Below are 24,414 nucleotides of genomic sequence, written 5' to 3'. Positions count from 1 at the left end.
ACCCCAAAGTCCTGCTGGGGTAAAAAGACTGATATTTCGTCCCTGAAATACCAGCAAGAAGCAGGAACCTAATATTAAGCTTGAACTGATTTCAGTTTGCGACGAAGGCCTGCAAGCACCAGTAACATCAGTGCTGAAGCACCTAATGCACCACCTGACTCAGACTCTTCTTCAACGGTGAACTCTTCAACTTCACCTTCAATTTCAGTTTCGTCACCGCCTTGATCATTGCCATTGCCTTTGCCATCTGAAACCACATTTAGCAAGAAGGTCGTGCTGGCTTTATCCGCTGGGTTTTCAACATCAGCAACCGTTACCGTCACTTCTACTTCACCGTAGAAATGCTTGTCCGGAGTGATAGAGAAAGTACTACCCGAGGTATGACCGTCAACTTCAGCAGTGATGTTTTCACCGGTCACGGTGATTTGGTTAACACTGTTTTGCTCATCAGCGTACATCACCACAACACCTTCTAGAGTGGTGTTTTCATCGATACTTTGATCAGCAATGTTACCGATAGAGATATTTGAAGGAACTGACACCGTGTGGCTCATAGTGATATCAGCCATGCCTTCTACAGAACTAACCGCATTAACGGTCAGATCTTGGCCCGCAGAACTCTCTTTAACGCGAGTCCAAGCAGTCACTTCGAAAGATGAAGATTCTGGCCCGACGTAGTCGTAACAGATCACCAGACCGTCAGACAGCGTTTTATCTAAATCATCAAAAGCATATTGCTCGCCTAGGTATTGATTCAGAGGACCATAAGCATAGATACCACCTTTAAAGCCTTGTAGACCTACAGAACCACGGCCACCTTGGCTAGCGAAGTCCATGTTGTCATAGGCCATAAACAGCTCATATTCACCATCGCCATGACGAGTGTTTACATTGAAGATTAGCTCGAAATCAAATCGATCATCTTGCTCTTCCCATTGATAAACACGGTTAGCGTCAAGACCTGCTGAAATATAACCACGGGCACCATCGTACTCTAAAATACCCCAACCCGTTTGTGTGCTCGCGATAGTAATACCAGAACGATCACCGTAATTATTCACCAATGGTGTCGCAGTAATTGCTCTAGGCGCGCTCGGATCGGTCGGTGCATAACCACGCCACATCATACCAATCGACTCGTATGGGAAGCTGTTATATGGATAGATGTCATGATATGGGAAGAAGAAAGGCTGACCTTCCCATAGTGAAATCGCACCATGAGCACGAATATCGATAGAGTTTTGCTTACCTACATTCAAGTCATCTGCATTGTTAAACAGATGGAAGTTATCATAAGCGCCACCAAAGATAGCACTAACAGGGATCACGATACCTGAACGAGTCAGGATATTGTTATCGCGACCATTGATAGCACGACCGTTCTCAGCATACTCAACTGGGGCAAAACCACTCATGGTCGGGTAGATGCGGAACTCTTCCAAGTCTACATAACCACCTGGATTTGAGTTACCAAAATCAGGGGTACGACACATAGCATCAGTTAAGTTAGTGCTGATGTTGTAGCTGGCAACCACATCGGCAGTATTCGGTTGAACGCCGCTAATAATCAGCTTGCCATCTTCTAAGGTGATACCGGTAACGATCTCACTTGATGAAGCCAATACGTCTTCAACATCCAGACTTAGACCCGCAGGGATATCCGCAGTGATGGTGAATGCACGATCAGCACCACTATCGTTTGGCTGTACTTCGAAGGTAAATGGCACTTGATCGCCTAGTGCAGCACCTGTTTGCGGTACATCTAGATGAACATCATCCACACCACGAGTCAACTTAAAGGCCACTTTACCAATATTGCCGGCATTGATATCAGACGTACCAAAGTCGATCAGCGAGTAGTAAACGTCCCCTTCAACCATCTCTGGAATAGTCCAGTTAACTTGGATATCAACAGGCTCTTTACCATTGCTGCTTGGCACTTCAAGGCTCATGTTTGAAGCAAGAGTACCAGTTACTACTGTCGTAGCAAATTGGAAGGTCTCTTCAGGAGTATCAAAGTAGTTATTCTGAGCAGAACCTTTTCTTGGGTTATAGAAAATAGCCCAATATTTACCTTCTTCTGGCTGATTAATATTACAGAAGTTGTTGTATTGAATATGGTTAGACACACACAGTAGTTCCTCGAAAGGATCGGCTTGGCCATTACCATTGTAATCTTTACCAACAAAGACTGAGACATTACCTTTATCTAAGGAACCTTCTAATGTGCTCTCAATAGTACCCAAAGACTCAATCATTAAACGGCGAGCATTAGCTGGCACATCGATAAACTCAACGTGGGTCGCTTCATCTAAACGTTCGGTCATCTCAACAGTCAGATCTGCACCACTATCCCATGGGAAATATTTATCATCATCTTTTGGCAGAATGATAGTTTTCACATCGGCTTTCACAGGCTCAAAGATACGACCGTGAATATTGTCACCTTCAGGCAAGTTAATGCCCTTAATAACCGCATTACCATCATTTCGATGCGCTGTTGCACCTAAACGACCTGGCATACCATTCATGTCATATTTAAATACTACTGGCCAGTGCGCTTCAGACGCTGACCCCGAAGTTTCAGTGAAGCTAAGGCTTGTGTGTAGTTCAACTTCAGCGTTACTGAACCAGTCTTGAGTATCCATGATTGATGCTTCAACCACGATATCCATGCTTTCGCCAGCTTCTAAAGTGAATTCACTTGGGCTCACATTAATGGTGACACCGTTTTGCACCGATTGGCTACGTGAATCAAATGCCCAGTTAACCACATCATCATGAGTCACACTCCAGGTACCTGCAGTGGTCGCCTTAATGGTACGGATCCACTGACACTTAGGCTTACACTCGAAGTTGACCAACTGAGGAATATTCAGCTTATGTACTGCACCACCGTTTTCAGGATCTGCCGCTTTAAAGTTATCAGCCGTTTCATCCATTACGAAGCCTGCTTTCACAGCATTAGCCACATTGATACGACCCGTACCTGCCCGATATGTCGATGCTAAAGCCACATCCCCATTCTCATCGTTCAGTCTATGGTATTGCACCTTGTTTTCAGCCGTCATCGCCAAAGCCGACTGAATCTCTGTCGCTGTCCACTGTGGCTTGGCCTGCTTCAACAATGCCATTGCACCCGCAACATGAGGAGACGCCATCGAAGTACCGCTTAGGAAAGCAAAATCGGCACTACCAGCACCAGCCAGGAATGGATGCTCATCGGCAAATGCCGCATAGATGCTCACACCAGGTGCAGCTACAGCAGGGATCAAGGCTTCTTGAGTCGATGAACTTGGACCACGAGATGAGAACGCAGCTAACCAATCGGCACGCTCAGGATCGATATCACGGGCAATAGTGGTTTCGGTGATGGTTAACGTATGGTCACTACCGTATCTCAACCAGTCATAAAGACCATAACCGTTTAAGTCATCTTCCCAACGACCATCCCAATCCTGCTTAGCAATATGTACTGTCGGTACAGAGTAAGACGCCGTAGAAACGATGGCATCATCGTTTGAGAAGTTGTACATGATCATGCCGTCAGCACCACCGGCCTTGACGTTATCGGCTTTAGCCGTACGAGCAATACCATTGGCATCATTAAGATCATTACGCTGACAAACTACGATTACATCCGTTGGATTACCGCTTGCATCATTCAGGTCAAACGTCCCTTCAGGGAATGGCGTACCACAATAATGGTCACCATAATCGGCCGCTTGGACCACCAGACCAGTCACCGAAGAGGTGTTGATCGCACCACCCACAATTTCAGTCCATGTCGGCATCTCTTGGCCGCCCACAGGATCGACAAGCTTAGATTCAACCAAGACTGCACGGGCATGCGTCGACGCTGCAACGTTCAATAACCAAGGAGAAGCATGATCGATTGCACCAAAGTATTCTTGATAACCTTGAGGTTGGCCCGAGTTACCTGCAGCAACGGCTACAGAAATACCCGCTTCACGCGCAGATAAGAATGCAAGCTCAACATCGTCAGCCCAAGGGTGAGAATCTTGACCACCGATAGAGAAGTTGATCACGTCAACGCCATCGCTGATCGCATCTTCAATACCCGCGATCAAGGCTTCACCCGGACAGCCGCCATTGATTTCGTTTGATGGGTGACAAACCTGATATGAGATGATGTTAGCGTGAGGTGCTACACCACTCAAACGTGGGAACAAATCTTCTTTAACCACATCGCCATCAGAGACCGCATCGGTAGAGCGGTTAATAAAATCTACATCGTACAATACGTTACCGGCAGCTGTTGAGGCTACGTGAGTACCGTGACCTTGGTAATCTTCACCCACTGCTGGACGGGTATCACCATATTCACCAGTGGTGAAATAATCTGTGATCACAGGATATGAACGTACACCGATCAGCTTGTCGTTACACATGCTTTCGAAGCCAGACAGAGTACAGTCACCCACATACTGTCCTGACCCCCAAGGGTTAATGTGGTCGTAACCATCGCCACCCACATCGGCAAACGAGCTGTGATCTGTGTTCACACCAGTATCAACGATACCAACGATAATACCTTCACCTTGATAAGGTACCGACTCAGTAACGTTACCTGTCCAAACTTTGTCAGCGCCAATCAGCTCTGGGCCTGCATCAGAGTGAAGTTCATAGGTTTTAGAGCGACGAACCGAAGCCACACCCGCTAGTTGTGAAACTCGTTGTGCTTCGTCTTGGGTCATGGTCATAGAGAAACCGTTTACCGCATTGGTAAACTGCTGACGAACCTGACGACTGCCTAAATTCGATTGCACTTCAGAGATAACTTGCTGTTGTTTTTGAAGTAATTGACTACGATAGGCAGATACCGCGTTGTTTACTGGTTTACCCGCTACAAATAGCTTACCGTCTGACTTCTTCGCTGAAGTACGAGCAGTGCCACTATCAAGCCCCAGCAGACTTGCTCCTGCTTGAGCCAGTGGTTGCTGCTGCAGTCTTACGATGTAAATCTGTTCACCAATAATCCCTTCCTCAGCAACAAATTTACGGCTTTGAGGATTGATCTGTACGTTTAACCCATCATTTTGTAATAGGTTCTGGCGGGTCTGGAGATTCAAGTCATTGTTATACTGAGCAATCTGCTCAGCAGTCACCTTAAGCGGTTGAATAACTTGAGCTTGATCTTTTAAGGCAACGGCAGCATGAGCCATGCCAGCACTGTAAAGTGCGGCGCCCACTGCTGTTACAATAGTCTTCACTCTCATTCACTTTTCCTTCAATATGTAACGCTTGACGATGTAAAATTTTTGTATGGGTATTCATCAGCGGAATAACATATAATCACTTCATGAACATGAAGCAGCAGTGAATTGTTGTAGCATTTTGTACTTTTGTTAAAATTTAAACATAAAAACAACAAGCGACGACAGGGTAGAAATCAGCGAGACAAATGAAATAAAAACAATAAGTTAAAATATTTTCCGATTTTATTTTACATAAGTATTAGCGAGTGACACGTATTATGATGGAGGGTGGAATTCACTAACTTGAAATAGCTGTGAAATATTGTTGATGTAGGACATACTGAATTTCAAATGCAAATTAGTCTCGCAGCGAGTAATTCCCCAATTGCACACAAATGAGTAAAAATACTTCTGTTTATGCACCTGCAAGCCTATGGATGGATAACAAACAGACTGTTTGGGTAAATATCCAGTCGATATCACTAACCAATGAACAATCCCGAAAATGAACAAAAATTCGCTAAAAATCACATTAATACAAGCAAACAAACTTCATCTAACTTATGTAGCATTTTGTACACTTGTTAAAAATCCTACAGACTTTTAACATAAGATAGGTTTAGATGCTTATATACCCCATAGACCTTCGGTAACCGCCATGAAACAGCTTGTACTCGGCGTTGTTCTGCTACTTAGCCTGGTAATATTCGATACCAAAGCTGCAGATCCAATAGATACCATTACCACGGGCGAACTTCATTTTGCGCTCGCTGTCGGCTATGGTGGAATCGAAAATCCTCGTGCAAAATCTGAAGAAATTATCACTTATGCATTACCGAGCTGGTCTTACTATGATGAGCGCTTTTATGTCGAAAACTTTACTTTAGGTTACAGCTTATATGAGTCGGACACTTTTCTGATCGATCTGCAAAGCCAGCTTAATGAAGATGGACTCTTTTTTGAGTTTGATGGCCTAAATAAAATTTTTATGAGTGATATTTTAGGCTTTGTACCGCAAGGAGCCCCCATTAAAGGCAAGCCGACACCTCTAGTTCCCGTCGAGCGAAATATTTCCTATCTAGGAGGAATTAAAACCACATGGGTTAGCCCCTATGTCGATCTAAGTCTTAGTTATTTTCATGATATTAGTGGTGTACATCAGGGCAACGAAATCCATTTTAATCTCAACAAAAATATTGGATTTTCATGGGGAGCCCTAGGGTTCGAAATCGGAGCTGTACGTAAAAGTGAGAATCTCGTCAACTACTATTACCATTACACCGCCGCCGAGCTAGGAAGAAAAATAACAGCGGGTCTGCAACCGTCTGAATCATCAATAAACTATCACGCCCGTAGCGTGCTAAACCTACCGCTAGGACACAACTTCAACTTTGTCACGCTTGTTACCTATACTTGGTTAGGAAACGGCATCACTCGCAACGCCATGGTGGAAAAAGATAGCTATCTCTCAGGCTTTATCGGGGTGAGCTATGCTTTCTAACAAATTAGCTTTGATGAAGTTATTACTGTCATTCTTGTTACTGTGTAGCTTCGAAGCTCATTGTACAATGACAGAGGTTAATGTTGCCCCGAAAACCTGTGCTGTGCTTGAGGAAGGCAAACCTTGCCATATCCAACTTAAGGTTAATTATACTCTCGATAATCTTGAGCAAACCTGTATCTGGCTAGCTCACAAAACCAGCCCGGAACAGTGTTTCAATCGTCTCGATGTGGCCCACTTTTTAGAACTCACTCTCACCAAAGACACATTAGTCCTCATCAAAAATATAGATGAGAAAATACTTGAACAAGTTACAATCCAGATTGCCACTTACCAGCCGGTCAATCAGCGTAAACGACGAGGACTCAACTGGAACCTGCTATGAGCAACCCAAGATTATTGCTTATCGAAGATGATATCGATCTCGCCGAGCTAACGACTCTCTATCTAAGCCAACAAGGTTTTGATCTTACCCATACAGAATCGGCCGAAGCCGCATTAGCACTGCCAGAGCAAGCGTTTGAGTTGATCATCTGTGACGTGATGTTGCCCGGTGAAAGTGGTTTTAGCGTATTTGAACAACTTAAAAAGCGTTATCAATGTACCTTGATCTTTATGACGGCACTCGATGGCCAAGAAGACCAAATCAAAGGGCTGGATATCGGCGCCAGCGACTACATAGTTAAACCCATCAACCCAGAGTTATTAACCGCAAGAATTCGTGCCAATTTACGTAAAGCTTCGGCGCAAACCAGTAATTTAATTACCCTAGATGGCCTGACCATAGATAACAGCCTGCAACAAATCACCATCGACTCACACCCCTTAAAGTTCACCACTCAAGAGTTCAATCTATTGTGGATTTTTGCCCGTCGACATGGTCAAGTCCTCTCTCGAGAATACTTATTTGAGCAGTACGTAGGCCGTCCCTATGACGGCTTAGACAGAGCCATAGATCTCAAAGTCAGTCGGCTGCGTAAAAAAGTTGATAGCTATCAAATCGAAGGATTATCTATCCAAACCGTTCATGGCCGAGGCTATCTTTTTAACTATCAACCCAAGCATCTGGCGTAATCATGAAGTTTCAATTTTATAGACTCTACGCGCTGCTGATTATCAGTAGCGCGCTTATCATCTGGTCATTCAGTGAAATTCATGACTCATATCAGCAAGAAACTGAATCCTATCAATTAGATGTGGAGACGGTTTTTGAGAATCAGTTACAAAATCCGCAATCACTGTTAAGTTACCTTTCTACAGAAGAGCTCGCCTTACCCAAGGATTTAACCGATAGGCTCGCTCAAGGCAAAACCATCGCCTTGACCTTGAGTAACAATCAAACTTACTACTATCGACAAGCCCCGGAGCCGGGACATTTTCTTGCCTTAGGCCCCATTACCCACAAAGTCGAAAATCGAGTTCCGCCAGAGCTGATTATCTTTGCTCTCTATGCCAGCTTAGGTTGTTTAGCACTACTGTTAATTTGGCCGCTATTTAAAGATCTTGCCACGCTACAACAAGATGCAATCTCTTTTGGGGCCAAACCCAGAAAAATGCCGCAACGCATTAAAAAAAGCTCTGCAATTTACCCATTAGCCAAGGTATATAACCAGATCAGTGGTGAAGTCGTTGATTTAATTCAGATGCACAAAGAATTGTCACGCACCGTCTCCCATGAAGTCAGGACACCATTATCGAGAATGCGCTTTGCCCTGCAGCTCAGTAAAGAGGAACTCAGCACTAAATATTGGCAACGCCTCAATGCCGATATAGATGAAATTGAGCAGTTGGCAAACACCTATCTCTCTTTTGCTAAGTTAGAACATAGAGAAGCGAAAATAACAAAAAATCTGTGTTCAGCGGAAGAGTTTATGGCACAACTTGAAGAGAAGTTTTGCCTCTACCAACATAAAATTAGTATCGACTTCTCCTACCATGGTGACAAGGCATATCTGGATAACAACTCCATGTGTATCGCCGCACAAAACCTTATTATGAATGCCCTCAGATTCGCCCAAAGCAGGATCATTGTCACTATGGAATGCAGCGAACAGTTATGTAAGCTAACAGTGCAAGATGATGGCCCAGGTTTCGAAGGCAAAGGTAAGCAGCTGCTTGCCGCCTTTGTCAGAGATAAGGAACAATCAGACTCCTCAGGTTACGGATTAGGGCTATATATTGTTCGCAAGGTAGCGATTTGGCATCAGGGTGCCCTGCAAATCGATAACGGCGATCAACTTAAAGGTGCCTGTTTAAGTATTGAATGGAAAAACCAGCCGACGACCGACATTGAGGATTAAGGATTGAGGGTATAGTAAAGAGTCAGGCTAAGTGAGTCTTGTGCTCACAACCCCTTGGCTAAACATGGCTATAATAAATTTGGCAGCAGACTTAAGCCGACACCACACACACTAAAAAACAGTAGCAGCCATAAAATATTCAGTCGCAGCTGTTTTAAAAGCACCCATCCCACCAGCACCAACAGCAGATCCACCAACGAATTCATCGCACTGCTAATCACAGGCGAAATCAACGCCGCTAACAATAACCCTACCACGGCAGCGTTGACACCACTTATCGCCCCTCTCAACGAAGGATGCGACATCACCAGTTGCCAATGATGAAATACCGTAAGTACCAATAAAAAGCCCGGTAAAAAAATCCCCATGGTAGCAATTAAAGCACCGACTAAAGGCGCATCTTGTACCAGTTCGGCACCTAAGAATGCAGCCAAAGAAAACATAGGGCCAGGGACAGCCTGTGCCATGGCATAGCCGGTTAGGAAACGCTCACTGTCCATACTCTGACCAACGGACATTTCCAGTAAAGGCAACACCACATGACCACCACCAAATACCAAGGCTCCCGCCTGATAAAACTGTGCAAAGAGTCGGCTTAAGGGTTGGCTGAATTGCAGCAATAACAAGGTGACAATAAACAGCAGCCCAAACACGATTAACCATCTCAAAGACAGTTTTAACTGAGACGGACTATTTGGGGTATTTTCTACAAGGTTAGATGAGGTCTCATCACTGACTGATGAAGATTGTTTAGTCTTTTTAGCTGAAGACTTTGCAACTTTAAAAGTTGAAGGCTCTACCGCTTCAGGAGTTAACCACAATCTGCCCACAAAGGCGGCGGCAATTAAAACAGCCAACTGACTCCATAAGGTCACCGACCATAGGGTGATAACCGCGGCCAGCATCATTAAAACTTGAGTGCGCAGATGACGACAAAATTGACGTAACATAGTGATCACCGCATCGAAAACCACCACGACCGCCATCAATTTAAGTCCATGAATTAAACCGGTGAACCACGGCATATCTAGCCAATGTACACTGCCAACAGCAAGGAAATACATCAATACAAATGAAGGTAAGGTAAAACCGACAAAAGCGCTCAGCGCACCAAGCAAGCCGCCTTTGTGATAGCCAATAGCAAAACCTACTTGGCTAGAACCAGGGCCAGGAACCACCTGACTGAGTGCCACAAAACTGCTGTAGTGATGGGCATCTAACCAATGGAGTTCATCGACAAAACGTTTTTTAAAGTAACCAATATGCGCGGCAGGGCCACCAAAACTGACTAGGCCTAAAACAAAGAACTGATGAAAAATTAACCACACATCCATGTCCTCAAAACAAAGCTAATGTTATCTGAAGCTAGCCACTAAAAATCAAAAACACCATAAAAACACATCAATGATAACGAGTCGTCACTCCCATTGAAAAATACTCACCATGTTATGAGTGATTTTCACCAAGGATAATGATCTTAATGGGTATTATAGATTATGGCAGTTAAGTGACGATTTAGTGACAGGCTGACTAAAGTGCTTTTTCTAGGAGCACTAACACCTCAAAATGATCTGTGTGCGGAAACATATCAAACAGTTGCACCTTGCTGACCTGATAACCTGAAATGCAGCGCAAATCTTTAGCTAAGGTCTTAGGATTACAGCTGGAATATAAGATTGCCTTGGGAGCAAACTCGCTAAGAGAAGTACAAAGTGACTCACCTATGCCCCTGCGAGGTGGGTTAACGATGATCACATCAGGCTTATTGTTGGCATCACGGCCGCTGGCAAACTCGGTAGAATCCAGTGCAGTAAACTCCACTCTATCCAGCCCCATGGCCTCGGCCGACATCTTGGCACAAGCTATCGCCTCGGCCTCAATTTCAATACCGGTTAAGGCGATATCCTTGGACGCGCAGTGCAGACCAAAGCCACCAACACCACAAAACAGATCCCAAATCGCCTTAGGTGCTAACTGCGTCGTCCACTCTCTAGCTGTCTGATAGAGTTTTTCGGCCACTTCGGGGTGGGTTTGGAAAAAGCTCTTAGGTCGAATATACAGAGGCACATCGTTAAAACGTTCCTCGAGTCGCGTCGCCTGAGTCAGAAAAATCTCCTGTTCACCTTCTAAAATAGCCATATGCACAGGTTGTAGGTTAACCGACACCACTTTTATCTGCGGAAATTGTTGCAGTAACTGCGGCAGTTCACGCTCAATACGCTCAATGGCATTGGTTGAGCGCAACACGAAACGCAGCATATATTCGCCACGCACCTGACTGCGGGTCAATAGAATAAACTTAAGCTCGCCTTTGGCTTTATCGACACGATAAGGCGGTATTCCCGCCTGTTGAACAAACTTTTCTAAGCGATACAGTAGCCGCTGCATATCCTCTGGATACAAGGCACAATCACATAGACTCACAGCCTCGCCTGCCGGACTAACCAAACCTAAAATAGGCTGATGCGCCGCGCCTAATACCACCATTTTTGCTTTATTGCGGAAACCGTTTTCAGGCCCAAATACTGGCGCTAGCCATTGCTCGACGTTTAAGCCTTGAAGCAACTCTTTAAGCACTTGTGATTTTTGCGCAAGCTGCTGTTCCAGCGGCGTCTGAATGTGACGGCAAGATAAGCACTGTTTGGCATCGAAATAGGCACATTTCACAACAAATCAACTCACGCTCTAGATAAAAAGGCGCCACACTGTAGCGCTTTTATGATTAAAAATCACCTCCAACGCTAGTCTAAAGGTGCTCAAGTGGCTCTTCCCTCTGACAGGGCTAACGCCTAAGCCGAAGCTAATCTAAAGATAGCTTATCCACATCGGCCTTAATCGGCCTAACACCCAATCGGTCACTAGCCCATTGCAACGCCTCTTTAGCTGTGTGCCTAAAAGTGGTTAGCTTACCGCCATAAATAGTTAAAATATGCGGGTGAGACTTAGAGCTACGCATTAAAGTTTCTCTGGGAAGATCGAAAGCATCCCCTTGCTGTTTAGGTAACACTCGAATGCCGCAGTAATGCCTGACGATATTATCTCGCAGATGATTCTCATCGCCATGCTGAGGAAAATAATGAGCGTATATACCCAGTAGATAATGGATTTCAGCTTGGGTTATCCCAGCTTTATCAGGGCTATCGATGGCGGTTTCCGTGGTGCCAATCAAGGTTTTCCCCTGCCAAGGGATCACAAATACCACTCGCTTATCGAAGATAGACTCTAAATATAAAATCCCCGCAGGCGGAGGAATATTTAAAAGCAGATGACTGCCCTGCACGAGTTCAATATCCACTTTTTCAATGGCAGGTGAGACTAAGTCCAGCGTTTGATTGACCCAAGGGCCGGTGGAATTGATAACACATTTTGCAAAAATCTGTTGTGGCTCAGCTGAGATGGTTTTATCGGATTGACGGAAACTCAACACACAACCGGAATGGTCATGGCTAATTTGCTCAACTTGTACTTGAGTCTTGATCTGCGCCCCTAACGCTTGCGCACTTTTAGCCACCGCAACCGTGAGCTGATGATCGTCAGTTTGCGCATCCCAATAACGAAATACCGCTCTAAGACCATTGAGTTTTAATCCTAGCGACGGCCACTCTTTAGCATCAACCGCATTGAAGTGCCCCAAGGTATCAAACTCACTCAACATGGCATACAGACTTAATCCCGCCCGAATCGCTAATGGCCCCCGCTGACTACCTTGATAAATGGGGATATAGAATGGAACCGGCTTAACCAGTTTTGGCGCCAAGGTTAATAACGCCTTACGTTGAGCCAAAGATTGTCTAACTAAGCTCAGCTGGCCATTTTCTAAATAGCGCAACCCACCATGGATCAACTTACTGGAGTTAGCTGAGGTTTGTTCGCCAATACCGCCTTGCTCCAGTAATAGCACCCGATAGCCCGCTGCTTGCGCTCGCTGGGCAATACCTACTCCGGTTATTCCAGCGCCAATAATGGCGATATCCACAGCATCCATACTGCTACTCCCTCAGTATCTTAATCCGCTTTATCGGTTTCGGTTTGTGTCAAATAGCCATAGGCTTTGTCGCAAAGACGCTTAAGCTCGATAAACGCTTCAGGCTCGCCGCCTAATTTGCAGCGCATCTGTTCAGGAATCGCTAGCGCCTGTTGATGAAGCGCCGCACCTTTTTCGGTGAGGTGCAACACTCTTACTCGCTCATCGGACTCGCTTCGCCCCCGAGACACTAAACCTTTAAGCTCGAGTCGCTTCAACAAAGGCGTCAGAGTCCCCGAATCTAAATGAAGCTTGTCACCTAAGGTTTTAACGCTGATCCCCTGATGCTGCCACAGCACTAACATCGCCAAATATTGAGAGTAAGTTAAATCGAGACGTTCAAGCAGGGGACGATAAGCTCTCATCATGGCATTAGCCGCACTATAAAGAGAGAAACAAACCTGATTTTCTAATGCCAGTGGATCACGGGAAACGGATTGACTCATAATTGACTTTGTCCATTATTAAATTGCACACAACTTTTATAAAGTTTACTGCAATGTGCCCGAAAGTGAAAATTTATCAAAGGGAAGCTTTCAACTTTTGACAGTCAATAATTTGTCATTTAGATAACGGCAACCTGCGATTACCAAGTAAAACCATTGGGATATCTGGCGTCTAAATTATGACGCTAACAAACACATCCTCTGGCCAAGCTAAGTATATAAAGTTAAAGATAAAATCATACTTGATTTTATCTTTGTAATCCCCTAACTTGCCTGCATTAATTAGGGTTATATTCTAAAGTTAGATTGGAGCAGTTTCCCATGAAGCGACTATTAGTGACTATCTCTTGTTTGTTCGTAGGTCAGGCTTACGCGCAATGCTCACAACCTGTGACTCCGGTTGATATTCCTTTTGAAGTCAATAGCTCCTATTTTGCCAGCCAATATGCCCAGCAACTTCAGCAGTTTATTCAACAAACCGAATCAGATTCGGGTTACCTGTTAATCGAGTTCCCACTGTTTAAGGGCGACAAAGATGCTAAGATGCAAGAGTATGATCTCTGGTTAGCTAATCGCCGCATAGAAAGAGTCAAAACCTATCTGACTAAATCTGAGGTTCAATCACCAATCGTGACACGCCTACTCACCGCCGGCAAAGAAGATTCACGTACCGTTAGCCTGCACTGGTGCCAGCAAGAGCAAGATTATGCAGCTATTGCCGATAACAGCACTCAAGCTCGCAGCTTCGAATAACCTTAAGTCAACACAGCAATTATTAACAACGGCTTAAACCTACTCTGACTTTAAAAAAACTGTTTTAGTTAACATTTTTAGCATATTTAGTGGATAGGATTACAAATCTGCGACATACGCTCATTCTCCCTCCTTTGCCTCGAAGTACACTGCTTACATGGTTCTCCGCCACCAAACATTGTGATGAAACAGGCAAAACTTCCCGAGGAGGGAATATGTTAAGATCGCTTTATCTTTGCTTATTAATACTCTTTATCTGCGTTCCCTCATTGAGCCAAGCTTCCGAAACTCAGGCTATCGCTAGCAATGCACAAACGGGGCAGACTTGGCACTATGTCGATGCCGATGGTCAGCTAAAAATTAAACTGTATTTCTTCTGGTCTAAAACCTGCCCACACTGCGCCGAAGCGCATCCATTTATCGATGCTCTGCCCGAAAAATACCCTTGGATTGAGCTTGAATCTCACATGGTTTCTGCCGCTGGCACCATGGATAAATGGCAAGCAATCGCCGAAGAAACGGGCACACCACCACGCTCAGTCCCTTATATCGCCTCCTGTGAAAAAGCCACCATGGGCTACAGCAGTGAAGCGGTTACCGGGCAATTTATCTTACAAAACTTAAAGAATTGCTACCTCTCGTTAGGCGGTAAACTCAGCCAAGCAGAGATGGACAGCACAGTCACCACCAATAGTACTGAAGCAGCCCCTCTATTTGGTACTTGTGAACAAAGCAGTGAACCTGGCACCTGTGATCTGGACTTAACCCCAGTTGAAGCTACGCCAGTCAGCAGCGTTCAACCAGTAGACCTGCCGATTGTGGGTGTGGTTGCACCAGAGAAGTTATCACTACCCGTTCTGACCGTCGTGCTTGCCGGCGTCGACGCCTTTAACCCCTGCGCCTTCTTCGTGCTGTTGTTCTTACTGTCGATTATGGTCAATGCCAAGAGCCGTACACGCATGCTGATCGTCGGTGGCATCTTCGTGTTCTTTTCTGGCTTAATCTACTTTTTGTTTATGATCGCTTGGTTGAATATCTTCCAGTTATTAGGTGCTGGCAGCGATGGCGGGCTGATTATTCTCGGAGCGGGTATTCTGGCGCTGATCGCCGGTGTGATAAATATCAAAGACTATTTTGGAACCAAAGGCGATGTCACCCTATCTATGTCGGCTGAAAATCGCACCGGACTGATTAAGCGCATGGGGAAACTCACCAGTGCCAGCAGTATGGCCGCTATGATTATGGGTACCGTTGTGCTGGCCATTTTAGCCAATGCCTACGAACTGCTTTGTACTGCAGGCTTTCCGATGATCTACACCAGTGTGCTGTCGATGCATGACCTACCGGCTATCGAGCGTTATCTTTACTTAGTCTTCTATAACGTGGTTTACGTTATTCCACTGGCGATCATCGTTATTGCCTTTAGCGCGACCCTTGGCAAACGTAAACTGACCGAGAAAGAGGGGCAAACACTCAAGTTAATGTCTGGCATCATGATGATAGGTCTAGGGGGAACTCTGGCTGTTGAACCTAACGCCCTGCAAGATGTTACTTTAGCAATAGGCTTAATTGTCGCCTCTATCGGACTGACATTTATGATCACTTTGACGCGTAAACTACTGGCTAGAAAGGCCTAAGCTAGCAATTTTATACCAATACTAGGGCTTAAGCTGAGTATAATGATAGCCCGCTAAAACTTGAGAATGGACTTTAATATCCATTCTCAAGTTTTTTGCTTTTAGGCCGATAAATCTGCCATCAAGATTTTGCCAGCCATCAAGGAGTCACTATGAGCATTTCAGTCACTAGTCATGATCTGCAACCTAACTTAAATCACGGTAGTGTTGGAGTGAAAGTCGCTCAAATCGCCAAATCACAACAGCAAGCTGAAGGTCAAATGATAATGCAGCTTATCGAGGCAACTTCTGCACCGGCGCAACCCGTACCTGTGGGCAACAGCGGCCATATTATTGCTACAACAGCATAGATAAGCACAAAGATAAAATCGCATTTTATAAAGACAAACAAGCCCTCAACATTGAGGGCTTGTTCATAAAACAGGCTTTAATTAAGCTGCTTTTTCACTGCTTTCTTCGCTGTGACGGATAAGATAATCGAACGCACCCAATGATGCCGTTGCGCCACTGCCCATAGCGATAATGATCTGCTTGTAAGCCGAGTTAGTAACATCACCGGCAGCAAATACGCCTGGTAATGAAGTTTCGCCTTTAGCATCGACAATGATCTCACCACGATTAGTCTGCTCGATGGTCCCTTTTAACCACTCCGCATTCGGTACCAAACCAATCTGCACGAAGATACCGGCAAGTTCGACATGGTGGCTTTCACCTGTGGTGCGATCGGTATAGTTAAGGCCGTTTACACGTGTACCATCACCAGTCACTTCTGTTGTCATAGCCTGAGTAATAATATCAATATTACCCATTGAAGCCGCTTTACGTTGCAGCACTTCATCGGCGCGCAGCTTGCTATCAAACTCTAATACAGTCACATGTTCAACAATATTCGCTAAGTCGATTGCCGCTTCGATACCTGAGTTACCACCACCAATGACCGCAACGCGCTTGCCTTTAAATAGTGGACCATCACAGTGTGGGCAATAGGCTACACCTTTACCGCGATATTCTTGTTCGCCAGGCACATTCATTTCACGCCAGCGAGCACCAGTGGCGAGCAAAATGGTTTTACTACGTAGTAGTGCGCCGCTTTCAAGCTCTAATTCAAATAACTCACCAGATTTCAGGCTCAAGGCACGTTGGTTATCCATGATATCGACATCATACTCATGTACGTGAGCTTCTAAGTTAGCCACTAATTTCGGGCCTTCAGTCGCCTTAACCGAAATAAAGTTTTCGATACCCACAGTTTCAGCCACTTGGCCACCAAACTTATCGGCCACAATACCAGTACGTAAGCCTTTACGCGCCGCATAAATGGCAGCCGATGCGCCTGCGGGGCCACCGCCAACCACCAATACGTCGAAAGCTTCTTTCTGATTAAGTTGCTCAGCCTTACGACTAGCCGCATTAACATCTAACTTATTGAGGATCTCAACGACACTGATGCCACCTACAGAGAAAGGTTCGCCATTCAGGTAAACTGAAGGTACCGCCATGATATTGCGTTGGTCGACTTCCTCTTGGAATAGCGCCCCATCAATCATCACGTTAGTAATGTTAGGGTTAATTGCCGACATCATGTTTAACGCCTGTACCACTTCAGGACAGGTTTGGCAGCTGAGTGAAACATAGGTTTCAAAATGGTACTGACCAGGTAGATCGCGGATCTGCGCAATCACATCTTGATCAAGTTTGATCGGGTGGCCGCCAGAATGCAACAACGCCAGTACCAATGAGGTAAATTCATGTCCCATAGGCAGACCTGCAAACGTGATCTGGCTGTGAGTGTCTTTACTGGTTACTGTCATCGACGGGGTGCGCTCACCCGCTGATTCGGTCAATGACACTAAATTTGATAATCCGGCAATATCATTAGCCAGAGACTTTAATTCTTGTGCTTTAGGACTGTCATCTACTGATACGACAAGTTCAACTGGGCGCTTGAGGTTTTGCAGATAAGTAGTCAGCTGATTTTTTACATTCGTATCTAACATGAAAACTCCTAAATTCTGTCACTCATTCATGAGTAAATTTATTAAATGCTTTGGAATAAAATGCCGACTCAACCTGCAGGGGGATGGCTAAGTCGGCATGGAGAAAATGATGCCTAGTAAGGGACTAGGCCAAAGGATAAGGGAGATGAGGCCTTATCCAATGGGGTTGACGCAGTAGATTTAGATTTTACCTACTAGGTCTAAAGATGGAGCTAGAGTTTCTTCACCTGGCTGCCATGCTGCTGGGCATACTTCACCATCGTGAGTTGCAACATACTGAGCTGCTTGAATCTTACGAACTAGCTCAGAAGCGCTACGACCAATACCTAGGTCATGTACTTCAGCCACTTTGATTTCGCCTTCTGGGTTGATAACGAAAGTACCACGTAGGGCTAGACCTTCTTCTTCAATCATCACACCGAAGTTACGGCTGATAACACCAGTTGGGTCACCGATCATTGGGTAGTTGATCTTGCCGATAGTGTCAGAGCTGTCGTGCCATGCTTTGTGAGTGAAGTGAGTGTCAGTAGAAACAGAGTAAACTTCAACACCCATAGACTGTAACTTCTCGTAATGGTCAGCCATGTCACCAAGTTCAGTTGGGCAAACAAAAGTGAAATCAGCTGGGTAGAAGAAAACTACAGACCACTTACCTAGCAAGTCTTGTTCGCTAACTGAAACGAAATCACCATTGTGATAAGCAGTTGCAGAGAAAGGCTTGATTTGGGTATTGATAATAGATTGTGTCATTTGATGCTCCATTTACGTTATTAACTTAAATAAACTTCGAGGGTTAGCTTGTTAGCGAGCCCTAATGCGTTGTCGATGGAGAAATAATAGCGAGGAAGAATAATTAAAGATAACGGGTAAAAACTATCATACTAATCGATTTTTATGATTGAACTATTTATATGACAGAAAAACCGATTAGCCGAAAGGGAACATCACACTGTTATTGCCACAATTCGAAACGGGTCAAACTCCGGCTTAATGGGAAGTCGAGCTGCAATGATAGCTGCTGTGCTTGGGCTTTGAGGCCGCTACTGGAGATATCTTGAGCCACCTTACCTGCAAGAATAACCCAGTTGCCACCACCGGTTAAACAGGCTCTCACTTCGGCAAAATGAATCTGTAATAGAGACAAAAGCTGTTGGTCTTTGCTGTGTTCTTTCCAACAATTCAATACCAGATATCCATCTGATTTAATCAAACTTGCCGCATTAGCAATAAAAGTTTCGGTTAATTGATTTTCATCTACCCCATCAGCGCCATATATATCGGCAAAAATCACATCCACTTGTTTATGCTCTCGCTGCACCAAAAACTCAGTAGCATCTTGATGGATCAGGGTTAGTTTCTTGCCGCTAGGGAGTTGAAAATAGCGCTGAGCAATATCAATCACCGCCGATCTCAGCTCTACTGCGGTAATTTTGATTGCCCTATCGAAATGACGCAGCGCATGAATTAAACCTCCACCTCCTAAGCCTAATATTATGACTCGCTTAGGCTTTTTATATAGCAGCACCAATAACATAGCTTGAAGGTAGGTATGCTGAGGTATATGCGGTGCACTCTTTAGCAGCTTGCTTTGCTCATCATTATCACCAAAGGAAAGAATGCGCATCTGTTTGTCCTCAAGCACCATTAAAGGACCAAACTCATCTTCACTGCGATATATGGCTTGAAAATCTGTCATGCTTTTTCCAGAAAGGGGCACGCTGCAAAGGATTAAGCACGCCATTAAACAGCCTCCATTATGAAGCAATTGACCTCAGAACCACAGGCATTTAGTAAATCTACTCCAGACAAATTCGACCAAACCTATGATTCATTGCATAAATATCAATGTTGTAGTATTTGTTTAACTTCTCATGTTTCCACAATCGATAGTTTTATGACCAACACATTTGTTATTGCATCACTGTATATCGCGCTATTCATATTCGGTCAGCGACTGATCAGCCACTGGATCAGTAGACTGGCTGTCAATAAGCAGGTTTCTGATACCCGCGCTAAGCTGGTCACTCAGTATATCAGCTACCTGTTTTTCGGCGTGATGGCCTGTTTAACCGTGGTTTCTCTTGGGATCGAGTATCAACAAGTTTCCTTGTTTATCTCCTCGGTATTTGCTGTATTAGGTGTGGCATTGGTGGCTCAATGGTCGATCTTGAGTAACATTACCGCGGGGATCTTAATCTTCTTCGTGTTCCCTTATCGCATTGGCGATCGCATTAAAGTTATTGATAAAGATGAAGATGTAAGCGGTGTTATCGTTGAAATCAGCCTGTTTCATGTGTTAATTAAACGCCAAGACAAAATCGTCATCACCTACCCTAACAACTTGATGCTACAAAAAGGTGTATTGAAACTGCCGAAAACAGCGGCAAAAACTCAACCTCAAACACAAGATAAAGATCATACTCAAGTGCAAAGCGATTAAGCGCTGTGCTGGACTCAACTTTCAGTCATAACTTGTGACCGAATAACGCCCCATTGATGAGGTGCAAGCATGTTAACAACCTTACTCTACAACCCTAAAGATCAATCGCTCAGCAAGGGCGCTGAAGCCAATATTGCCAGTTGGAAGCAAAGTGATGATGCCGTGCTGTGGCTCAATATCGAAGGCGAACTCACGCCAACGCTGCAAACCATGCTACAACAAACCTTTGGCTTACATCACCTCGCACTGCAAGATGCCTCCCGCGATCGTCACCCCCCCAAAATTGAAGACTTTGACGATCACACCTTCATGGTGCTGCGTGGTCTGTCTGCCGATTCAGATTCTATTAACTGTGACAATATCCTGCTGGCGCTGTTTGTCAGCGAACGCTTTATTATTACCCGCCATTTAGAGCGTTCATTAAGTATCGAGCGAGCGATGAATGCGGTTGAGAAAGGTGAAATATCCTTTGCCAATGGAACCGGTGGCATAGCGCTGAAAATCAGCCGTTTCGTGGTTAAGCGTTACCATAAAATCCTGTTCGATTTAGAAGCACGCTTAGAAGAGTTAGAAGCGGTAATGCTCACAACTGCAGATGATAAGATTCTTTCTGAAGTCGTATTGTACAAGACAGATCTCACCCGATTAAGACGTAACTTTCATTATCATGTTGAGCTGTTCGATACGCTACGCAATGAGCCCTCAGTGCCGTTTGATAGCAGCTTAGCCCATGAAATTTATGATGTGTGTGAACATCAACACCGTGCCGCCAGTTTGGCAGACCTGTTCTATCAAGTCTCTAGCGATCTCATCGACGGTTATATTTCTATCAGCGCACACAGACTAAATAACATCATGAAAGTGTTAACCATTATTACCGCTATTTTTGTGCCACTGACCTTCATAGCCGGTATTTACGGCATGAATTTCGAATATATTCCCGAGTTAAAACATAAAGATGGATACTTTATAGTTTGGGGAGTCATGCTCTCTATTACTGCGGTTTTGATCTGGCTATTCAGAAAACGAAAGTGGTTGTAATACCAATCTGTATAACATCTTTAACGCAGCACACGATGGAAAAAAGCGATCGCTTGTTGATACATCTGCAGCGCCAACTGCGGATCATATCTGTCTCCCTCGTCACGCATAAAGGCATGCTGGGCATTCACCTCTAGCCAAGTAAAACGGCGACCCGTTTTAATCAATTGGCTATGAATAGTATTACGACCCGCCTCTGGCACATGCGGGTCTTGCTTACCAAACACCATCACCAACTCCCCCTGAATATCACAGGTGCGAGTCAGAGAGTCATTATCTTGATTACAAGGCAAGGTATTAGAGTGAATATCGGTAGGATAAAGACAGAAAGCGCCTAAAACATCATCATTTAACGCCGCACGATAAGCCAGGTGACCGCCGATACACACGCCCATGGCACCAACATGGCTGGTACAAAATGGCTGACGGTGAGCAAACTCGACTAAGGCCTGAGTATCACTATCGTGATGCTCTAAGTATTTAGTGAATTTATCGAGATTACCTTTATCTTTGCCCGCCTCATCATAAGCTAATACGGTGCCGATAGGATTAAGTTCATGGAATACTTCAGGCACTAAAACCACAAAACCATGGCCAGCTAACATGGTCGCCGCGCGGGCTATTGGGGCTGTTTGCTGGAAGATTTCTGAATAAAAAATAATGGTTGAGAACGCCCCTTCTGCATCGGGACGGTAGAGATAACATCTCATCAGCCCTGTGGGGGTATCAATATCGTGAACTTGCTGTTTAACCATCATATTCATGCCCTCAGGCTGATAAACTTTCAAGCTCTAATTTATCAGCCTAGGACATGCTTGTCAGTTAAAACCCGTCTGTTTTAACTCAATTTAAAACAACTGGTTTGGACAAGGCTCACCATTGATAAGCTGCTGGATATTACTCAAGCTAGTGTGGGCAATCGCACCGAGCGCTTCTTCGGTAAGGAACGCTTGGTGACCAGTAAAAATCACATTATGACAAGCCGATAGGCGTCTAAACACATCATCTTGAATCATCTCATTAGACTTATCTTCAAAGAACAGATCTTTCTCGTTCTCGTATACGTCTAGTCCCAATGAGCCAATTTTACCGGTTTTTAACGCTTCCATGGCGTCGATGGCATTAAGCAAACCACCACGGCTGGTGTTAATGACCATCACCTTAGATTTCATCTTGTTGAAACTCTCTTGGTTCAACAAATGGTGATTATCTTTAGTCAAAGGACAGTGTAAACTGATGATGTCACTCTGCGGATAAAGCTCATCCAAACTACAGTACTCAATGCCTAAATCGATAACGGCCTGATTCGGAAAGGGATCATAGGCTATGACCTTACAGCCGAAACCTTGCAAAATTTTAATCGTCGCCACGCCGATTTTACCAGTACCAATCACCCCAACAGTACGGCCAAACATGTTGAATCCCACCAGCCCTTCTAATGAGAAGTTGGCATCTCGGGTACGCTGATAAGCTTTATGCACTTTACGATTAAGGGTCAACATCAAGGCGACGGTATGTTCAGCCACAGACTCTGGCGAATAGGCAGGAACATTCACCACTTTTAAGCCCAATGCTTTAGCGGCATCCAAGTCAACGTTATTAAACCCTGCACAGCGCATAGCAATGATTTTAGTGCCATTTTGAGCTAGCTCAGTCAATACTTCTTCATTAAGCGAATCATTCACGAAGGCGCAGATCACTTCATAACCTAAAGCCAATTTCACCGTCTTCATGCACAGGCGTGAATCAAAATACTCGATATGCGCGCCAAACGCCTTATTAGTTCGGTTGAAGTGCTCCATGTCATAATGCTTGGAACTAAAAAATCCTATCTTCATTTTCATCACCTAATGTTATTAGTGCCAATATTGAGCTTGCTATAGCACGATTTAATGCTGTTTTTTCTAGTATAACCAAGGCTAAGTGGGGATTGAACGATTCATCTAAGAAGTGTGACAGGAGATGTGAATAAATGCTGCCCAACCCACAATTTCAACATAATCAAACTAGAGCCTGAGTTTTCAAATGTGTTTTAAGCCTGTTTCCTGATAAGCTAATTTTTAAACCTAACTAACTGATAGCACAGATGGGACGCCAAGCAATTTCCGAAAAGCAGTTTTGGCTGCAACGCCTTAGTAAAACCAGTTTACGTGCCTTACATATTCTCGGTGTCGTCGGTGCTGGCGGCGGCATTATTCTTGATGCAGTGAATCAAACGTGGACCCACTACTGGATGCTAGCAATGGTCACAGGCGCGCTATTGATGCTATGGGAAATCATCCGTGATTGGCGATGGTTAATCCAACTCAAAGGCGTTCTAACGCTGGTGAAGTTGGGACTTCTGCTACTGTTTATTCCATTAGCCAGTTATCAACATGAGCTGGTGATCATTATTGTCTTGCTTTCGGTGGTGGTGTCTCACGGTCCAGCTGGCCTAAGACACTATTCAATTATCCATAGGCGAAGAATCGATGGAAAAAAAGAGATTAAAGGCTGAGCCTGCAACACTACTCAGCCAACATCTACACCAATTAAATTTAGATGATCAAAGCCGAGTGCTCGATTTAGCCTGTGGCAGCGGCCGTAATGGTTTATATCTAGCCGAGACAGGCGCGCAAGTGACCTTTATCGATAGAGATTTAAGCCGTCTTGAACCCATACCAGCAAACTGTCTGCAGCTATGTGTGGATCTTGAAACTGACACTCCCGCACTTGAAGTCGCAAAAGCGGAATACTTAGCTGCCAATCAATATGATCTGATATTGGTATTTAACTATTTACATCGTCCCCTATTCGAGCAAATTAAACAGGCTATCAAACCCGGTGGCTTTATCGTTTACGAGACTTTTATCAACGAGCAAGCCCTCCATGGGCGCCCCAAAAACCCGCACTTTTTACTCAAGCCCAAGGAACTGTTACAGCAGTTCGAACAATTTGCCCCTTTGCACTATTTTGAAGGTAATGTAGGCTGTGAAGATAAGCCTTGCTTTAAAGCGCAACTTATCGCACAAAAGTAAGCTGGATTATCGCCTTATATCAATAGCAATCATCAATGG

At 44.7% G+C, this 24,414-nt stretch carries 21 protein-coding genes; 11 read left to right on the top strand and 10 right to left on the bottom strand.

All coding sequences use genetic code 11. The features are described from left to right. Positions 1 to 74: 74 nt before the first annotated feature. Positions 75 to 5,240 carry a S8 family peptidase gene (locus L1D21_RS11950; protein ID WP_239845475.1) on the bottom strand — a complete coding sequence of 1,722 codons (5,166 nt, stop codon included), beginning with the start codon at positions 5,238 to 5,240 and terminating at the stop codon, positions 75 to 77. A gap of 637 nt (positions 5,241 to 5,877) precedes the next feature. Between L1D21_RS11950 and L1D21_RS11945 the strand changes: the two genes are divergently transcribed. The 4 genes from L1D21_RS11945 to L1D21_RS11930 are packed head-to-tail and all read left to right on the top strand — an operon-like array spanning position 5,878 to position 9,020. Next, positions 5,878 to 6,720: a MipA/OmpV family protein gene (locus L1D21_RS11945; protein WP_239845474.1), complete on the top strand. Its 843-nt coding sequence runs from the start codon at positions 5,878 to 5,880 to the stop codon at positions 6,718 to 6,720. After that, complete coding sequence (locus tag L1D21_RS11940) at positions 6,710 to 7,105, top strand: DUF3019 domain-containing protein (RefSeq protein ID WP_239845473.1); 396 nt, start codon at positions 6,710 to 6,712, stop codon at positions 7,103 to 7,105. The genes L1D21_RS11945 and L1D21_RS11940 overlap by 11 nt, the downstream gene beginning before the upstream one ends. Continuing rightward, complete coding sequence (locus tag L1D21_RS11935) at positions 7,102 to 7,794, top strand: response regulator transcription factor (protein WP_239845472.1); 693 nt, start codon at positions 7,102 to 7,104, stop codon at positions 7,792 to 7,794. Before L1D21_RS11940 ends, L1D21_RS11935 begins: the two co-directional genes overlap by 4 nt. 2 nt (positions 7,795 to 7,796) lie before the next feature. Then, entirely contained in the window at positions 7,797 to 9,020 is a 1,224-nt protein-coding gene (locus L1D21_RS11930) for an ATP-binding protein (protein ID WP_239845471.1), read from the top strand. Positions 9,021 to 9,088: 68 nt separating this feature from the next. Here L1D21_RS11930 and chrA read toward each other — a convergent pair whose 3' ends face one another. The 4 genes from chrA to L1D21_RS11910 all read right to left on the bottom strand — a co-directional run bounded on the left by chrA (position 9,089) and on the right by L1D21_RS11910 (position 13,490). Beyond that, positions 9,089 to 10,354 (bottom strand): chromate efflux transporter, encoded by a 1,266-nt coding sequence (gene chrA, locus L1D21_RS11925; RefSeq protein ID WP_275658987.1) that lies wholly within the window; start codon positions 10,352 to 10,354, stop codon positions 9,089 to 9,091. Between the two features lie 196 nt (positions 10,355 to 10,550). Further along, entirely contained in the window at positions 10,551 to 11,687 is a 1,137-nt protein-coding gene (rlmC, locus tag L1D21_RS11920) for a 23S rRNA (uracil(747)-C(5))-methyltransferase RlmC (RefSeq protein WP_239845468.1), read from the bottom strand. Between the two features lie 133 nt (positions 11,688 to 11,820). Further along, positions 11,821 to 13,005, bottom strand: coding sequence for a glycerol-3-phosphate dehydrogenase/oxidase (locus L1D21_RS11915; protein WP_239845467.1), 1,185 nt, complete (start codon positions 13,003 to 13,005; stop codon positions 11,821 to 11,823). 20 nt (positions 13,006 to 13,025) lie between these two features. Next, positions 13,026 to 13,490, bottom strand: a complete 465-nt coding sequence (locus tag L1D21_RS11910; protein WP_239845466.1) for a MarR family transcriptional regulator — start codon at positions 13,488 to 13,490, stop codon at positions 13,026 to 13,028. A gap of 321 nt (positions 13,491 to 13,811) precedes the next feature. Here L1D21_RS11910 and L1D21_RS11905 point away from each other — a divergent pair, with 321 nt between their 5' ends. The 3 genes from L1D21_RS11905 to L1D21_RS11895 all read left to right on the top strand — a co-directional run bounded on the left by L1D21_RS11905 (position 13,812) and on the right by L1D21_RS11895 (position 16,230). Next, positions 13,812 to 14,243 (top strand): hypothetical protein, encoded by a 432-nt coding sequence (locus L1D21_RS11905; protein ID WP_239845465.1) that lies wholly within the window; start codon positions 13,812 to 13,814, stop codon positions 14,241 to 14,243. A 215-nt stretch (positions 14,244 to 14,458) separates the two neighbouring features. After that, on the top strand, positions 14,459 to 15,880 hold the full coding sequence (locus tag L1D21_RS11900; protein WP_239845464.1) for a cytochrome C biosynthesis protein: 1,422 nt from the start codon (positions 14,459 to 14,461) through the stop codon (positions 15,878 to 15,880). Between the two features lie 152 nt (positions 15,881 to 16,032). After that, positions 16,033 to 16,230 (top strand): cytoplasmic protein, encoded by a 198-nt coding sequence (locus L1D21_RS11895; RefSeq protein WP_239845463.1) that lies wholly within the window; start codon positions 16,033 to 16,035, stop codon positions 16,228 to 16,230. Between the two features lie 81 nt (positions 16,231 to 16,311). Here L1D21_RS11895 and ahpF read toward each other — a convergent pair whose 3' ends face one another. The 3 genes from ahpF to L1D21_RS11880 form a co-directional block, all read right to left on the bottom strand. Continuing rightward, complete coding sequence (gene ahpF / locus L1D21_RS11890; protein WP_239845461.1) at positions 16,312 to 17,877, bottom strand: alkyl hydroperoxide reductase subunit F; 1,566 nt, start codon at positions 17,875 to 17,877, stop codon at positions 16,312 to 16,314. A gap of 180 nt (positions 17,878 to 18,057) precedes the next feature. After that, positions 18,058 to 18,627, bottom strand: a complete 570-nt coding sequence (ahpC, locus tag L1D21_RS11885) for an alkyl hydroperoxide reductase subunit C (RefSeq protein ID WP_239845460.1) — start codon at positions 18,625 to 18,627, stop codon at positions 18,058 to 18,060. 202 nt (positions 18,628 to 18,829) lie between these two features. After that, positions 18,830 to 19,573 carry a fused MFS/spermidine synthase gene (locus L1D21_RS11880; RefSeq protein WP_239845459.1) on the bottom strand — a complete coding sequence of 248 codons (744 nt, stop codon included), beginning with the start codon at positions 19,571 to 19,573 and terminating at the stop codon, positions 18,830 to 18,832. Positions 19,574 to 19,771: 198 nt separating this feature from the next. Between L1D21_RS11880 and L1D21_RS11875 the strand changes: the two genes are divergently transcribed. Both L1D21_RS11875 and L1D21_RS11870 read left to right on the top strand, forming a co-directional pair. Further along, complete coding sequence (locus tag L1D21_RS11875) at positions 19,772 to 20,317, top strand: mechanosensitive ion channel family protein (protein ID WP_239845458.1); 546 nt, start codon at positions 19,772 to 19,774, stop codon at positions 20,315 to 20,317. A gap of 69 nt (positions 20,318 to 20,386) precedes the next feature. Then, a complete protein-coding gene (locus tag L1D21_RS11870) occupies positions 20,387 to 21,358 on the top strand; it encodes a magnesium transporter CorA family protein (RefSeq protein WP_239845457.1) in 972 nt (323 codons plus the stop codon). Between the two features lie 20 nt (positions 21,359 to 21,378). On the opposite strand, the gene L1D21_RS11865 is transcribed toward L1D21_RS11870, so the two are convergent. Together L1D21_RS11865 and L1D21_RS11860 are read right to left on the bottom strand one after the other, a co-directional pair. Next, positions 21,379 to 22,116, bottom strand: coding sequence for a dienelactone hydrolase family protein (locus L1D21_RS11865; RefSeq protein ID WP_239845456.1), 738 nt, complete (start codon positions 22,114 to 22,116; stop codon positions 21,379 to 21,381). A gap of 90 nt (positions 22,117 to 22,206) precedes the next feature. Next, the gene (locus L1D21_RS11860) at positions 22,207 to 23,196 is read right to left on the bottom strand and encodes a 2-hydroxyacid dehydrogenase (RefSeq protein WP_239845455.1); all 990 of its coding nucleotides are present in this window, start codon (positions 23,194 to 23,196) and stop codon (positions 22,207 to 22,209) included. 248 nt (positions 23,197 to 23,444) lie between these two features. On the opposite strand from L1D21_RS11860, the gene L1D21_RS11855 reads away from it, so the two are divergent. Next, positions 23,445 to 23,855 carry a hypothetical protein gene (locus L1D21_RS11855; protein WP_239845454.1) on the top strand — a complete coding sequence of 137 codons (411 nt, stop codon included), beginning with the start codon at positions 23,445 to 23,447 and terminating at the stop codon, positions 23,853 to 23,855. Beyond that, the gene (locus tag L1D21_RS11850) at positions 23,830 to 24,375 is read left to right on the top strand and encodes a class I SAM-dependent methyltransferase (RefSeq protein WP_239845453.1); all 546 of its coding nucleotides are present in this window, start codon (positions 23,830 to 23,832) and stop codon (positions 24,373 to 24,375) included. The genes L1D21_RS11855 and L1D21_RS11850 overlap by 26 nt, the downstream gene beginning before the upstream one ends. Positions 24,376 to 24,414: the final 39 nt, after the last annotated feature.

Origin of the sequence: Shewanella sp. Isolate11 (assembly GCF_022398315.1) — a bacterium.
Classification (GTDB): Bacteria; Pseudomonadota; Gammaproteobacteria; order Enterobacterales; family Shewanellaceae; genus Shewanella.
The sequence above is the reverse complement of the archived record's forward strand: the minus strand, read 5'-3'. Positions and strand labels throughout refer to the sequence as shown.

Bases quoted from the DNA above. Each gene is read 5' to 3' on its own strand.
- L1D21_RS11950 (WP_239845475.1), bottom strand. From the start codon at position 5,240: ATGAGAGTGAAGACTATTGTAACAGCAGTGGGCGCCGCACTTTACAGT.
- L1D21_RS11945 (WP_239845474.1), top strand. From the start codon at position 5,878: ATGAAACAGCTTGTACTCGGCGTTGTTCTGCTACTTAGCCTGGTAATA.
- L1D21_RS11940 (WP_239845473.1), top strand. From the start codon at position 6,710: ATGCTTTCTAACAAATTAGCTTTGATGAAGTTATTACTGTCATTCTTG.
- L1D21_RS11935 (WP_239845472.1), top strand. From the start codon at position 7,102: ATGAGCAACCCAAGATTATTGCTTATCGAAGATGATATCGATCTCGCC.
- L1D21_RS11930 (WP_239845471.1), top strand. From the start codon at position 7,797: ATGAAGTTTCAATTTTATAGACTCTACGCGCTGCTGATTATCAGTAGC.
- chrA (WP_275658987.1), bottom strand. From the start codon at position 10,354: ATGGATGTGTGGTTAATTTTTCATCAGTTCTTTGTTTTAGGCCTAGTC.
- L1D21_RS11915 (WP_239845467.1), bottom strand. From the start codon at position 13,005: ATGGATGCTGTGGATATCGCCATTATTGGCGCTGGAATAACCGGAGTA.
- L1D21_RS11910 (WP_239845466.1), bottom strand. From the start codon at position 13,490: ATGAGTCAATCCGTTTCCCGTGATCCACTGGCATTAGAAAATCAGGTT.
- L1D21_RS11905 (WP_239845465.1), top strand. From the start codon at position 13,812: ATGAAGCGACTATTAGTGACTATCTCTTGTTTGTTCGTAGGTCAGGCT.
- L1D21_RS11900 (WP_239845464.1), top strand. From the start codon at position 14,459: ATGTTAAGATCGCTTTATCTTTGCTTATTAATACTCTTTATCTGCGTT.
- L1D21_RS11895 (WP_239845463.1), top strand. From the start codon at position 16,033: ATGAGCATTTCAGTCACTAGTCATGATCTGCAACCTAACTTAAATCAC.
- ahpF (WP_239845461.1), bottom strand. From the start codon at position 17,877: ATGTTAGATACGAATGTAAAAAATCAGCTGACTACTTATCTGCAAAAC.
- ahpC (WP_239845460.1), bottom strand. From the start codon at position 18,627: ATGACACAATCTATTATCAATACCCAAATCAAGCCTTTCTCTGCAACT.
- L1D21_RS11880 (WP_239845459.1), bottom strand. From the start codon at position 19,573: ATGACAGATTTTCAAGCCATATATCGCAGTGAAGATGAGTTTGGTCCT.
- L1D21_RS11875 (WP_239845458.1), top strand. From the start codon at position 19,772: ATGACCAACACATTTGTTATTGCATCACTGTATATCGCGCTATTCATA.
- L1D21_RS11870 (WP_239845457.1), top strand. From the start codon at position 20,387: ATGTTAACAACCTTACTCTACAACCCTAAAGATCAATCGCTCAGCAAG.
- L1D21_RS11865 (WP_239845456.1), bottom strand. From the start codon at position 22,116: ATGATGGTTAAACAGCAAGTTCACGATATTGATACCCCCACAGGGCTG.
- L1D21_RS11860 (WP_239845455.1), bottom strand. From the start codon at position 23,196: ATGAAGATAGGATTTTTTAGTTCCAAGCATTATGACATGGAGCACTTC.
- L1D21_RS11855 (WP_239845454.1), top strand. From the start codon at position 23,445: ATGGGACGCCAAGCAATTTCCGAAAAGCAGTTTTGGCTGCAACGCCTT.
- L1D21_RS11850 (WP_239845453.1), top strand. From the start codon at position 23,830: ATGGAAAAAAAGAGATTAAAGGCTGAGCCTGCAACACTACTCAGCCAA.